The organism is Actinokineospora sp. NPDC004072 (genome assembly GCF_053604195.1).
In genome coordinates this window covers 56,220-69,326 of the sequence record NZ_JBSGHB010000005.1, presented here as the reverse complement: position 1 = coordinate 69,326, position 13,107 = coordinate 56,220, and the positions used below count along the sequence as shown (strand labels likewise).

11 protein-coding genes are annotated in these 13,107 nt (G+C 71.1%); 4 read left to right on the top strand and 7 right to left on the bottom strand.

Annotated elements, in window-relative coordinates; genetic code table 11:
* Positions 1-45: 45 nt before the first annotated feature.
* The 3 genes from ACWEPX_RS09230 to ACWEPX_RS09220 form a co-directional block, all read right to left on the bottom strand.
* Positions 46-1,407 (bottom strand): FAD-binding oxidoreductase, encoded by a 1,362-nt coding sequence (locus ACWEPX_RS09230; RefSeq protein WP_451896597.1) that lies wholly within the window; start codon positions 1,405-1,407, stop codon positions 46-48.
* Positions 1,408-1,424: 17 nt separating this feature from the next.
* Positions 1,425-2,819 carry an FAD-dependent oxidoreductase gene (locus ACWEPX_RS09225; RefSeq protein ID WP_451896596.1) on the bottom strand — a complete coding sequence of 465 codons (1,395 nt, stop codon included), beginning with the start codon at positions 2,817-2,819 and terminating at the stop codon, positions 1,425-1,427.
* Positions 2,820-2,893: 74 nt separating this feature from the next.
* Positions 2,894-3,745 carry an SAM-dependent methyltransferase gene (locus ACWEPX_RS09220; protein ID WP_451896595.1) on the bottom strand — a complete coding sequence of 284 codons (852 nt, stop codon included), beginning with the start codon at positions 3,743-3,745 and terminating at the stop codon, positions 2,894-2,896.
* A gap of 190 nt (positions 3,746-3,935) precedes the next feature.
* On the opposite strand from ACWEPX_RS09220, the gene ACWEPX_RS09215 reads away from it, so the two are divergent.
* Genes ACWEPX_RS09215 through ACWEPX_RS09205 form a run of 3 tightly spaced genes read left to right on the top strand, consistent with a single transcriptional unit; the run spans position 3,936 to position 7,603 of the window.
* A complete protein-coding gene (locus ACWEPX_RS09215; protein ID WP_451896594.1) occupies positions 3,936-5,489 on the top strand; it encodes a methyltransferase domain-containing protein in 1,554 nt (517 codons plus the stop codon).
* A 27-nt stretch (positions 5,490-5,516) separates the two neighbouring features.
* Positions 5,517-6,764, top strand: coding sequence for a cytochrome P450 family protein (locus tag ACWEPX_RS09210; RefSeq protein WP_451896593.1), 1,248 nt, complete (start codon positions 5,517-5,519; stop codon positions 6,762-6,764).
* Positions 6,765-6,793: 29 nt separating this feature from the next.
* Positions 6,794-7,603 (top strand): methyltransferase domain-containing protein, encoded by an 810-nt coding sequence (locus ACWEPX_RS09205; RefSeq protein ID WP_451896592.1) that lies wholly within the window; start codon positions 6,794-6,796, stop codon positions 7,601-7,603.
* 126 nt (positions 7,604-7,729) lie between these two features.
* Here the strand turns inward: ACWEPX_RS09205 and ACWEPX_RS09200 are convergent, their stop codons facing one another.
* Entirely contained in the window at positions 7,730-8,437 is a 708-nt protein-coding gene (locus ACWEPX_RS09200; RefSeq protein ID WP_451896591.1) for a creatininase family protein, read from the bottom strand.
* The gene (locus ACWEPX_RS09195; RefSeq protein WP_451896590.1) at positions 8,412-9,671 is read right to left on the bottom strand and encodes a helix-turn-helix domain-containing protein; all 1,260 of its coding nucleotides are present in this window, start codon (positions 9,669-9,671) and stop codon (positions 8,412-8,414) included. Before ACWEPX_RS09195 ends, ACWEPX_RS09200 begins: the two co-directional genes overlap by 26 nt.
* Positions 9,672-10,063: 392 nt before the next feature.
* Between ACWEPX_RS09195 and ACWEPX_RS09190 the strand changes: the two genes are divergently transcribed.
* Complete coding sequence (locus tag ACWEPX_RS09190; protein WP_451896589.1) at positions 10,064-10,780, top strand: hypothetical protein; 717 nt, start codon at positions 10,064-10,066, stop codon at positions 10,778-10,780.
* Positions 10,781-10,876: 96 nt separating this feature from the next.
* Here ACWEPX_RS09190 and ACWEPX_RS09185 read toward each other — a convergent pair whose 3' ends face one another.
* A complete protein-coding gene (locus tag ACWEPX_RS09185; protein WP_451896588.1) occupies positions 10,877-11,899 on the bottom strand; it encodes a carboxymuconolactone decarboxylase family protein in 1,023 nt (340 codons plus the stop codon).
* A gap of 10 nt (positions 11,900-11,909) precedes the next feature.
* On the bottom strand, positions 11,910-13,100 hold the full coding sequence (locus ACWEPX_RS09180; RefSeq protein WP_451896587.1) for a class I SAM-dependent methyltransferase: 1,191 nt from the start codon (positions 13,098-13,100) through the stop codon (positions 11,910-11,912).
* Between the last annotated feature and the right edge of the window lie 7 nt (positions 13,101-13,107).

Sequence of the window (13,107 nt, the reverse complement as noted above, 5' to 3'; positions counted from 1 at the left end):
CAAGCCCCCGTCGAATCGCAGTGGCAGTGGTCGCGCGCCCGCCCGTCAGGCCGCGGTGGCGTTGGGCGAGATGTCGGTGCGGAACAGCCCGGTCGGGTCGACCCGGGCGCGCACCCGGTCGACGGCGGCCACGTCCTCGGCCGACAGGTGGCCCTGCGGCTGGTCGTGGCTGTCGACGAACGTCGGCGCGGTGCGGCCGGTGTCCCACGGCCCCAGCGCCGCCCGCACCCGCGCGCAGTGCTCGGTGATCATCTCCGCGGTGACCGGCGGGAACGGCGCGGCGGAGCCGGAGTAGGCGTAGTGGGCGTCGATGCGGTTGAACGCGCCGCCCGCCGGGTCGGGGTCGGCCAGGGCGCCGCCGAGCTGGCGCAGGCCCGCCATGACCAGCGGCGAGCCTGAGCCCGGCCCGAGCAGGCGCACGAACTCGTCGATGCCGCTGTCGTCCAGCTCCCGCAGCAGCAGGTGGTCGCCGAGGTAGGGCAGCGGGTCGCTGGGGTCCATGTGCGACTCCAGCACCGCCCCCGCCGCGGTCGCCTGCCAGGTGTCCATCACCGGGTCGGCGACGGCCCGCAGCGGGGCCAGCAGCTCGTCGGCCTGCCGCAGGGCGCGCTCCTCGTCGCCGCCCGCGGCGAGCACCACGCCGTCGACGCCGACCACCGGGCCGTTGCGCAGCGCCTCGGGCACGTCGGGCACCGGCGGCAGGTTGAGGATGCGCAGCGACGTCGACGCCTCGCGGGGCGCGTCCAGCGTCCACTTCTGCCAGGCCCGCAGCAGCGCCCCGGCGTGCTCGCCGGGCCAGAAGGTCGCCCCGGTGACCACCGAGGCGACCGGGAACAGCCCGACCTCCACGGCGGTGACGACGCCGAAGCCGCCGCCACCGCCGCGCAGCGCCCAGAACAGCTCCGGGTCCGCCTCGGCGTCCACCCTGCGCAGCTCGCCGTCGGCGGTGACCAGCTCGATGGCCCGGACGCTGTTGGCCGCCACGCCCACGGCCCGCCCGTAGAAGCTGACGCCGCCGCGCAGCAGGTAGCCGACCGCGCCGACGGTGGCGGCCGACCCGTGCGGCGGCACCAGCCCGTGCGGCGCGGTCGCCTTGACCACCGCGCCCCAGCGGGCGCCCGCCGGGATGCGGGCCACCCGCCCGGCCGCGTCGACCTCGACCTCGCCGTCGAGCTCGGTGCGGATCAGCAGCGCCCCGTCCATCGGCGCGGCGCTGCCCGCCGAGTGGCCGGTGGTGTGCACCCGCACCGGGAGCCCCGCCGCCCGGGCGTGGCGGACCGCGGCCCGCACGTCGGCGACGGACCGGGCCGTCACCGCGGCCGCGGGCCGGGCGGGCGCGGCCAGGTTGAACACCGCGGTGGCGGCGTCGTACTCCGGGGTGCCGGGCTGGGCGGCGGCGAAGCTCATCGTGTCCTCTTCCTCACTCAGGCGGCGCGCGGGAGGTCGACCTGGCCGGGGCCCTCGCCGGAGCCGGGGCGCTGCTGCTCGGCGGGCGCGGCGGGCTTGCCGTTGCGCAGGATGCGCAGCATCATCCCCGGCTTCATCAGCGAGGCGGGCGTGTCGACCATGCCCGCGATCCGCATGAACGCGCCGGTGACCTCGCTGTCGCGGGTCATGGCGGCCTGGACCTTGGCCATGAAGGCGTTGCCCAGCCGGACCTTGAGCGGGCGCGGGCCCTCGACCTCGGGGTAGGCCAGGTCGCCGCTGGTGGACATGTCCCACGCGCCGTCGATGACCTTGGCGATGTCGCGGTGGAAGGCCGCGGGCCGCGGCATGCCCCGGCGCAGGTGGTCGCGCAGGGTCAGCGCCTCGATCGCGGCGATGGTCATGCCCTGGCCGTAGACGGGGTGGAAGCTGCACGCCGCGTCGCCGATGACGACCATGCGCTCGGGGAAGCGGGCCATGCGCTCGTAGCGGCGGCGCACGCTGGCCGGGTAGCGGTGGATCACCGCGTCGGTCAGCGGCTCGGCGTCCTTGATGACCTCGTAGATGTCGGGCACCGCCAGGGACTTGGCGAACTCGACGAAGCCCTCGTTGTCGCTGGGCGCGCTGTCGCCGAGCACGCCGTAGAGCGACAGCACGCACTTGCCGTCCTCGATGCGGGAGAAGAACCCGCCGCGGCGGTTGGCGGGCGAGGCCAGGGAGTTGATCGACAGGTCGCCGTTGAGGACGGACTCGTCGCGCAGCCGGTAGATGCGGGTGGTGTAGCAGGTGTTGACCTTGACCCGGTCCTCGTCGGGGCGGCCGTAGCCCAGCTCCTCCAGCCAGGCGGGGGTGCGCGAGCCGCGGCCGGTGGCGTCGACCACCAGGTCGGCCTCCAGCACCTCCTCGGCGTCGGCGCCGTGGCGCTGCACCCGCGCGCCGGTCACCCGGGAGTTGTCCTTGGTGGTGGTGATGCCGACGATGTCGGTCTGCTCGATGAGCGTGACGTTGGGCAGCGCGGCGACCCGGGCGCGCACGTGCGACTCCAGCACCGGGCGGGTGGCCGACAGGCAGATCAGGCCGGTGGTGTTGGGCTCGGGCCGCACCCCGTTGAAGAACCAGCGCAGCTCGCCGAGGTCGCCGGTGGGCACGCCCGCCGCCTTGACGCCCGCGGTGAAGCTGGGGAACAGCTCCTCCAGGATCTGCTGGCCGCGGGCCAGCAGGCCGTGCACGTGCCTGCCCTGCGGCACGCCGCGGCGGGCGGTGGTGACCCCCGTCAGCTCGTCGCGGTCGACCACCAGCACCTCGTGGAAGGACTCGGCGAGCACCCTGGCCGAGAGCAGCCCGGCGATGCTCCCGCCCAGCACGATCGCGCGGCGGCCTACGTCGTGTCCCATGCCGGGACCTCCTCGAAGTCGTCGGATGCGCCTGTCCGTCCACTCAGGACAACGAAGGTGACGCGCGTCCAGTCTCAACCAACGCCGCGACCGGCCGCATCTCCGCCGTTGCGCCCGGGCTTGCGCGCCGCGACGATCACGTACCCGATCTGGTCCTTGCGCGGGACGAAGAACCCGTGGTGCAGGCGGGAGAACTCGGCCACCGCGTCGTCGCCGAACTTCGCGGCCACCTCGCCCTGCACGGCCATCGCGGCTTCGAGGTACTTGGCCTTGCGGCCGAAGACCCGCGGCCCGCACTCGGTGTGCTCCTCGACCTCGAACCCGGCGGCCCTGGCGTGCTCCAGCCACTGGGCGGCGGTGGGCAGCCGGGGCAGCTTGAGGGTGTCCATGAACGTGCGCACCCGCGCGGGGTCGCCGGGCTTGCCGAGGCTGAAGTCGGAGAAGGAGATCCGCCCGCCCGGCCGCAGCACCCGGAACAGCTCGGCGAGCACCTGGTCGAGGTCGGGCGCGTTCTGCAGCGACTCCAGCGCCAGCACCGCGTCGAAGGAGTTGTCCGGGTAGGACAGCGCCATGAAGTCGCCGTACTCGAAGGTGACCACGTCCCCCACGCCCGCCGCCGCGGCCCGCTGGCGCGCCCGCTCGACCTCGTAGGCGCTGACGGTGATCCCGGTGACCCGCACCCCGAAGCGGTTGGCCAGGTGCACCGCGGTCTCCCCCGGGCCGCACCCGGCGTCGAGCACGTGCTCGCCCGCGCGCAGGCCGAGGGTGTCGGTCACCTTGCGGGTCATGCGGTGCACGGCCTCGGTGAGCGGGGCGGGGTCGTCGCGGTCGTACCAGTACCACATGTGCAGCTGGCCGTCGCGCAGCTCGTCGCCGATGGGCGAGCGCTTGTCGTAGTGCTCGCCGATGTCCGCTGGCTCAGTCATCTGCCCGCCCGGGTCCGGTGTCCGACCGATCTGTCGGCCCATCGTGGCGGGGGCGGCCCGGCGGCCACATCTCGCGGGTTGCGCCGCAGCGCCCCCGAGCACAGCGGGAGATGTCCGCTGGTCCGCCCCGGTGGCACGGTTCTGGACGGGCCCAGTCTGCCTATTCGCCTTCCCTGGGAGGAATCGCCGAATGAGTGCCTCCGACGCCAACCCCCCGATCGCCGAGCTGGTGCGCTCGTTCACCGGCGCGTCCCCCGACGGCATGGCCGCGGCGTACCAGAACCTCGTCGCCGCGCTGTGGAGCGAGGGGAAACTGACCGACCTCGCGCTCGACGCCGTGCCCGAGGTGATCGCCGCGCTCGACGCCGCGGGGCCGGACCGCAAGGGGCACGTCGCCATCCTGCTCGGTCTGCTCGCCGAGGCCGAGTACCCGCGCCTGGACGGCCCGGTCGCCACCGCGGTGCGCGCGGGCCTGGACAGCTACCTCGCGCTGGTGCGCGGCGGGTCCAGCGGCCAGCCGCTGACCCTGGCCCTGCTGTACCTGCTCGCCCACTTCCCCGCCGACCGCGCCGCCATCCTCGCCGTCACCGACGAGCTGGACCTCGACCCCGAGGAGCGCACCCGGCTGGCCCGCGGCCTGGCCGAGCTCGACCCGGCCGACCCCGACCTCGGCCAGGTCTGGCCCGCGCCGTCGGCGTGGAAGATGGACGAGGAGAACGCCGCCCACGCCAAGGCCGCGGTGGCCGGGCTCACCCCCGAGCAGGTCCGCACCAACTGGGAGAACGACACCCGCACGGTGTGGGCCTTCGCGGGCCACATCGCGTACTGGGCGGTCAACAACGGCACCCCGGCCGAGCTGCCCGCCGTGGTCGTTCCCGAGTGGACGTTCGAGCCCGCGCAGACCCAGCCGACCGACGAGCAGTTCGGCGACCGCGCGCAGCTGCTGCGCTGCCCGACCTGCCACGGTCCGATCCAGCTGCAGGGCAGCGGCGCGCGCTGCGAGGCGTGCGCGGCGACCTACCTCAGCGCCAACGGCATCCTCGACCTGTCCGCGGGCGTGCGCGACGGCGTGGAGAACGACGCGGCCACCGCCGACCTGCTGCAGAAGCTGTCGGAGATGCCGAAGATGGGCCTGTACTACGAGGCCTTCCTGCGGCCCAACTACCTGCGGCTGGCCGGGACCAACATCGGCTACCAGGTGAGCCCGGAGTTCGAGGACGCCTACATCATCGAGCACCTCAGCGGCACCACCGGCCCGGTCGTCGACCTGGCCGCGGGCGCGGGCCGCTGGACCGAGGTCGTGGCGAACGCCGTCGGCGCCGAGCGGCTGACCGCCGTCGACATGCTGCTGCCGATGCTGAACGTGCTGCGCAACCGGCTGCCGGAGGTGCCCGCGGTCATGGGCACGGCGCTGAACCTGCCGTTCGCCGACGCCAGCCTCGGGGCGATCAACCTGTGGAACGCGCTGCAGGCCTTCCCCGACGACGCCGAGCAGGCCATCGCCGAGATCGGCCGCTGCCTGCGCCCCGGCGGCGTGCTCACCATGATGACCTTCCGGTGGAGCGACGACCCGATCGCCCGCCACTTCCAGGCGTCGCACTTCTTCCCCAGCCGTCCGGCCGGGCACCTGCTGTTCGAGCTGGAGCAGCTGCACCAGTGGCTCGCCGCCGCGGGGCTGGCCGTGCGGCACGAGATCGTCGACAAGGGGACCTTCGTGTTCATCACGGCCGAGCGCACGGCCTGACCGGAATCGGACTAGCAGGAGATCATGATGGAGAAGCGCTGCCCCGCCCTGGACCCGACCGGCCAGGACATCCACGGCCAGGCCGACGAGTTGCGCGCGCAGGGTTCCGCCGTCCAGGTGGAGCTGCCCGGCGGCGTCGTCGTCTGGTCGGTCAACAGCCACGCCGTCATCAAGCAGCTGCTGACCAACCCCAACGTCACCAAGAGCGCCCGCAACCACTGGCCCGCGTTCATCAACGGCGAGATCCGCCCCGACTGGGAGCTGATCAGCTGGGTGGCGATGGACAACGTGTCCACCACCTACGGCCGCGACCACCACCGGCTGCGCAGGCTCATCGGCAAGGCGTTCACCGCCCGGCGCACCGAGGAGATCCGCCCGCACGTCGTCGGGCTGACCAACATGCTGCTCGACGCGCTGGGCAACGTGCCGCCGGGTGAGGTCGTCGACCTCAAGGAGCGCTTCGCCTACCCGCTGCCCGGCATGCTCGTCGCCGACCTGATCGGCATGTCCGAGGAGGCCCGGGTCGCCACGGCGAAGGTCCTCGACGTCATGCTGGACACCACGATCAGCCCGGAGCAGGCCCAGCAGGTGCTGCTGGGCTGGCGGACCGCGATCGCCGACCTGGTGGCCCTCAAGCGCGCCGAGCCCGGCGCCGACATCACCAGCGACCTGATCGCCGCCCGCGACGAGGACGGCTCCCGGCTGACCGAGCAGGAGCTGGCCGACACCATCTTCGCCATCCTCGGCGCCGGGTCGGAGACGACGATCAACTTCTTCGACAAGGCCATCACCGCGCTGCTGAGCAACCCCGAGCAGCTGGAGCTGGTCAAGTCCGGCCAGGCCAGCTGGGACGACGTGATCGACGAGGTGCTGCGGCTGGAGTCGCCGATCGCCAACCTGCCGCTGCGCTACGCGGTCGAGGACATCGACCTCGGCGACGTGGTGATCCCCAAGGGCGACCCGATCCTGGTCAACTACGCCGCGATCGGCCGCGACCCCGCCCTGCACGGGGACTCCCGCTGCACCTTCGACATCACCCGCGAGGACAAGGAGCACCTGTCCTTCGGCTACGGCCCGCACTACTGCCTCGGCGCGGGCATCGCGCGGATGGTGGCGACGGTGGGCCTGTCCGCGCTGTTCGAGCGCTACCCGGACCTGACCCTGGCGGTCCCGGCCGAGGAGCTGCAGCCGCTGCCGACGTTCATCATGAACGGCCACCGCAGCCTCCCGGTCCGCCTGACCGCCGTCGAAGGCGCCGTCTCCACCGCGGCCTGAGCCCCGCCCGACCCGGAAGGAGCGGCACCGTGAGCGACACCGATGCGTTCTACCGCCTCATGCACGAGGTCATGCTCGACGTGTGGGGGGAGAACTTCCACCAGGGCTACTGGGAGTCCGCCGAGGACAAGAGCTCGATCCAGGACGCGACCGAGCGCCTGACCGACCTGCTGATCGAGAAGACCGGCACCGCGGGCGGGCGCCTGCTCGACATCGGCTGCGGGGTGGGCCTGCCCGCCTTCAAGCTGGCCAAGCAGGCCCCGGTGGAGATCGTCGGCATCTCCAACAACCAGGGCCAGATCGACGACGCCAACTCCCGCGCCGCCGCCCAGGGCCTGGCCGACCGGGTGAGCTTCCAGTACGCCGACGCCGCCGAGCTCCCCTTCCCGGACGACAGCTTCGACGTCGTCTGGATCTTCGAAGCCCTGATGCACATGGACCGCCTGCACGTCCTCCGCGAGTGCCTGCGCGTCCTGCGCCCCGGCGGCCGCATCGTGGTCACCGACCAGCTCCAACTGGGCGAGATGACCCCCGAGAACGCCCGCCTGGTCCAGGAGATGCTCGACGGCATGCACGCCAAGCCCCTCCTCTACGCCGACGCCTACCAGGCGCTGGTCCGCGAGTCGGGCCTGGAGCTGGTCGAGTTCCACGACATCAGCAAGCACACCCAGCTCACCGGCCACCGCGTGATCGAAACGGTGGAGCGCCGCCAGGAGGAACTCCTGGAACGCCACGGCGAGGGCGTGCTGCCGGTCCTGGAACTGTTCAAGAACCCGGCGGGCCTGGTCCCCGAACTGGGCTACCTCCTCTTCGTGGCCCGCAAGCCCGAGAAGGAATAAGCACCCGGGGGAGTCCGAGAGGGCGTGTCCGCGACTGAGAAGTCCGGACACGCCCTCGCTCATTTGCGGGAGAAGCGGACAACCAGCGGGAGGCAGGCGATCCCGACGGGAACGGCTCATTCACGCTCACTTCTGCAGTTCGAGTTGCTGAAGCAGGCCCCCGAAGGATTCCGTCAGCGCAGCGAGCGCGAGCCCGCCCTTCTCGGCCGTCGCGGCGGATGGTTTGCCGATGATCCCCGATGTCGAATAGCCCTTGACACCCAGCAGGTGGAGAAGCGGCCGCTCGTCGACCTGGACGTCTGCGTCGACGTAGCTCTCCTTGACCAGATCGGGGTAGGCGTGGAGCAGGATGGACACCTCCCACTCCCCACCGTGCATGTCCTCGGAGGCCGTCGTCACCATCCCTGCGGCCGCGCGCGCTCCGGTCACATCAGAAGGAGATGGGAAGAGCCCCATCCGCCGTTCAGTCACATTGCATTCCTGCGCCACGTTGAACAAGACGTAGTTGCCGCCGTGCCCATTGACCAACACCAGACGGTCAATGCCGGCGCGCTGGAGGGAGTGGCTGATGTCGGACACGACCGACATCAGCGTACGGGCGCTGATGCTGACAGTTCCCGGGAAGCCCTCGTGCTCATGTGAGCACGAGAAGGTGATCGGCGGCAAGCAGAACAGGTCGTACCGGTCGCTCACGCACTTCGCGATCACGCAGGCGACGAGCGTGTCGGTGGCCAGTGGAAGGTGCTTCCCATGCTGCTCGAAGCTGCCGACCGGAAGCACCGCAACGCGCGCTTTTCGATGAAACTCGTCATCCGAAGTGGCAGCCGTGATCACGAACTTCTCCCTTTCCGCCGACGCCGATGGCCAGGTTCTCCAGCAGGAACCCGACCTGCCGAGCCTCATTCTCCGCTCCGCCGCTGCGGAGCGTTCCAATAACGCGCACCAATTGAGCTTCGGTGCGATGAGATCGCGTTTCAACGGCGATGCCGACCGCACTGCGCACCACCTGAGTCGCATGGTCCGGCTGCGAATCAGCGGCGTGGGCAAACGCGAGCCGCGCGAGACAGAGGCCGAGGTCTCGCCGGAACTCGGGGCGCCACGCCGAGAGACCTCTGCGCAGCGACGTGATCGCCGAACGCGGGGAACCCAGTTCCACCCAGCAGACGGCCGCCTCCATCTCGATGAACTCAGGAGTGCAGTACGAACCCAGCTCCGATTCGGCGTCCACTGTTCGCCCAGCCATTGCGTATGCCTCTTCCAGGGCACGCGCACAAGCGTCGGAGTCACCCTTCTTCGCGTACACGTGCGCCTGTTGGCGCAGTGCCAGAGCGCGCATGCGCGGGGCTTCGCGTCCATCAACGCCCGCCAGGGCGCCATCCGCCAACCGCAACGCCAGGTCGTATCTTTCGGCGTCAGTAGCGATATTGCTGCGTCGCATGAGGATGTACCGGGAGAGGATGTCGTCCCCGGCCTCTTCTGCGTAGTCCGAAGCCATCGATGTGAACGACATGGCGTTGGGCACATCTCCGGCATCTTGACTGAGCCATCCGACGAATTCGGAGAAGCGGGCCGCAACCCGGAGAAGACGAGCCCTGTCCTTGCCCCTCGCCTTGAGCAGGAGTTCCTCGACGAACCGCAGCTGCCGAGGAGCGATAGCAAGAAGCGAACGCGGACCAGCTAAATTGTCCGTGGCGGCGTAGTCGTCCAGGGTCCTCGCAAGGCAATCGGCTATCGCGGACTCCGCACGGGTCGCGGCTGGCACGACCGGCCCCTCAGGAAGGGCTAGAACGTGGCCGGAGGAAGGCCGGGAAGCAAGCGGCGAACTCTCCCCGGCAAGCCTGAACCAGAGAAGGTCAGCAGGCATCTTCAGCACTTTGGCATAGTGCTCGAGCTTGTTGATCTCACCGACCTTGTTGCGCCCGGACTCGATGCGGCTCAGCTGAGACTGCGTTATCCGAAGCCATCGGCTGACGGTCTGCTGCGGCAATGGCTTGTGGCCGTGCGCCGGATGGTAGCGATAAGCCCGCACCACTGCTCCCATGTCTCGCGAGGCGAAGGCGTCACGCATCTGGTCGGTCGTCCAGAAATCGCGTCCCAGGTCGGGCGCATCATCAGTGCCCCCGCCTCTGACGTGACGACAGGGGCTGCACACGCTCGATCGACTGTCGCGCGCCAGTCTTCCCCCGCAGCGCGTGCAGTACATGCTGATCCCCATCCGAACCCCTAGCCTCCCGGCCTCGCTCGGCCGGCTCACGAGTGCCCCTCCACCATACGCCTGTGATCACCTTCCGTATGCGCGCCACGCATAAAGATCATGCGTATGAGGCAGGTCCGACGAGTTGGCGCCACCCTAGGGTCCAAACCGGACTCGGCTTGACGGTCAACCAGCTGGCCCGTCAGTCGACCAGCATTTCCGAGTACTCGCGGACCTAGTCGACACCGGACAGATTGGCGGCACCAGTGGGCACTTTGCTTCCAGAGAACTCGAAGCACCGCAGGGCACCCAAAGCCCGCTTCCCCGTCCCCTACGTCGCCAGGTGGAGCAACGAAGACATCGGCCACCCGCCCGTGGTCGTCAACCCCGACGGCACCGGCATCCAGTACAGCGACGAAGTCCTCGGCGACCGCGACACCCGAGGAATCCTCTGGGACCGCGCTGGCCTCGCCCACGGCTCCGGCAAACCCCTCTACGCCCGCATCCACCCGCTCCGCCAACGCCGCTGCATGGCCCGTCTGCTCTGCCAGGTCTGCGCCAACCCAGCCGACCGCAACGACCACGGCACCCTCTGGCTGGTCACCGACACGATCACCCGCGACCACAACTGGCCCCAGAGCGCGCTAGTCGCCGAACCACCCGTCTGCGCCCCCTGCGCCCGTCTCACCCTGCGCCTGTGCCCCGCCCTCTCCACCGGCCGCCACACCCTCATGCGCGTAGCCGCCCACCCCGTCGATGGCGTCAACGGTTTGCTGTTCGCCCCCGGCCCGGCAATCCAACCGACCCTCCTGGACGAGAACGCCTCGCTCGCCCACGGCCACCCCCTCATGCCTTGGATGCTCGCCGCCAAACTCACCCGCGCACTCCACGACATCACCGTCTTCCCGGGGCACGACGTGGCTCGGGGGTTGACTGGCCCCCTTGGCCACGCAAACCCGCCGAGAGGGCGTCTGGAGAGGTAGGGATGACCAGGGCGACCGACAACCCCGGCAAGCAGTTGGCCAAACGACGACACCGCCGGCCGAGCCGAAGCCCGACCGGCGGCGCCGGAGAATCCATCAAGCAGCAGCACGCCCGCTATTAGCCACCCACCCGCTAATCCGCCGAGCAGCCGCCATACTCGCCCACCCCGTGATCTCGATCAGCGAGCTGTCCGCCGGGAAGTGCTCCCGGTACCCGGCGACCAACCCCTCATCCACCTGATACGACGCCATAGCCGTCAGCAGCGCCAACCGCCCAGCCGCCTGGTCAGCAGGCGACAGGTCGGCCACCGCGTCGTTCACCCACGCGCGGCTCAACCCCGGTGCCCGCCCGTCCCAGTTCGCCAGGCGGCGTTCGACCAGGGCGCGCACCTCGGGCGACACCGAGCGCACCCCCGCGGCCTCCACCGCCGCATACGCGCGGGCGAACGCATCGGCGACGACCGGGCTGCCCGCGGCCCAGGCGAGGTCCGCGGGGGATTCAGCGGGAGGCAGCAGCTCCACCGCATCCCCCGCGCGGGCGGTGTCCGCCGCGGACACCCGCAGCACGCCGCCCAGCACCTGGCGGGCCTTCGGCTTCGCCGACTCCGGCACGTGCGCCGGGAACGGGGATTCGCGCAGGAACACGTTCACCATGCGGTTGTAGTAGTGGAACGCCACCGCGACCCCGACCAGCTCCGCGGCCTGCTCCGCGGGCGCGGGCGGCAGGCCCGCGCCCGGGTAGGTCGCGGTCGCGGCCGCCCAGACCGTCAGGTCGGAGCGGTCGCCGGAGTCGAGGGCGTCCAGGGTCATGCCGTGGACGTCGACGCAGTACGGGCAGCTGTTCGCCTGGGACACCCCCGTCGCCACGGCTTCCTTCGCGGCGCGGTCGGCGGCGCCGTCGGCGATCAGGGTCTCGCGCAGGATCGCCCACGACGCGGCCAGCACCGGGGGCGCGGCGGAGTGCAGCGCCACCGGTGGGGCCAGCATGCCGAAGTCGCGTTCTACCTGGCGGTACACGTCGGCGACCAGGCCCGTCGCGCGGCGGCGGGGCAGGACGCGGACGTGGCGGGTGTCGCGCAGCGAGCGGCGCACCGCCAGGCGGACCAAGCCGGCAACCATAGTCAGCTCCCTAGTGCGACGCGCGGGCGATGACCGCGCCGACGACGAAGTCGGGGTACTTCTCGGCGATGGTGTCGACGTCCGGCAGGACCTCGACGTCGGGCAGCCCCGCCGCCTCGAAGGTGGCGCGCCAGGCGGCCGGGGTCAGGAACCCGTGGGTCGGCCGCTTGACCGGGTCGGTCATCACGTCGGTGAAGCTGTCCAGGAAGTCGAAGATGATCTCGGCGTGGATGGGCCGGGCCAGCTTCGTCGGCCGCACGCACTCCGAGACCACGACCGCGCCGCCCGGCTTGAGCGCCTTGGCCGCCTCGTCGATGACGAAGTCGAGGTCGGGGGCCACGTGGAAGCAGTTCACCGAGTACACCACGTCGAACGTGCCCGGCTCGATGCCCTGGGGCTCCCACGGCAGCGTCATGTCCACCCGCGCCGACTCCACGACCGTCGACGGGGACGCCGCCGCCCTGGCCGCGCGCTCGCCGTGGCGGGCGAAGGTCTCGGCCACCTCGGTGAAGCGGTAGCGGGTGATGGCCGGGCCCAGCCTGCGCAGCGCCTGGTCGGCCGCGCTGCCGCAGCCCCCGCCGATCTCCAGCACCTCGAACGGCCCGCCGCCCGCCGGGACCAGCCGCGCCAGCGCCTCCGCGCCGACGCTGTTGTTGATGGCGTAGAGCGGGTTGTCGTTGGAGAAGTACTTCAGCCACAGCGGCAGCTTCTGCGGCGAGAACAGGATCTCGTCGCCGGTGGCCGCGCCGCTGAAGAAGGAGCCCGCCTCCTCGACCAGCGTGCGCAGGATCTCCGCGGCCACCGCGGCACCGGGCTCGCGCTCGGCCAGCTCGGCGGCCACGGTGTCGAAGTCCTCCACCGGGGCCAGGCCGGGGAAGTAGCGCCCGTCGCCGCGGCTGAGGATGCCGCTGTCGGACAGCTTCTCGTAGAGGAACTTCAGCGGGATCGTCCGCTTCCACGGCATCGACAGCGCCTTCTTGGCCATCGGCACGGTGATGCCGGTGGGGGGCGGAAGGGCGCCGATCGACTCCAGGATGCGGTGGGCGGTGGCGTCGACGAGCCTGCCGAAGGTCTCGTTGGCGGCCAGGAACCGGAACGGGAACAGCTCGCGGACGGCCGGGTCGGCGATCGCGGCGCGCAGCTTGGCGAACTCGACCGTCCTGGGGTGACCGTGCGGGTCTTCGGCGAGGTTGCTGCTCATGGGTGCT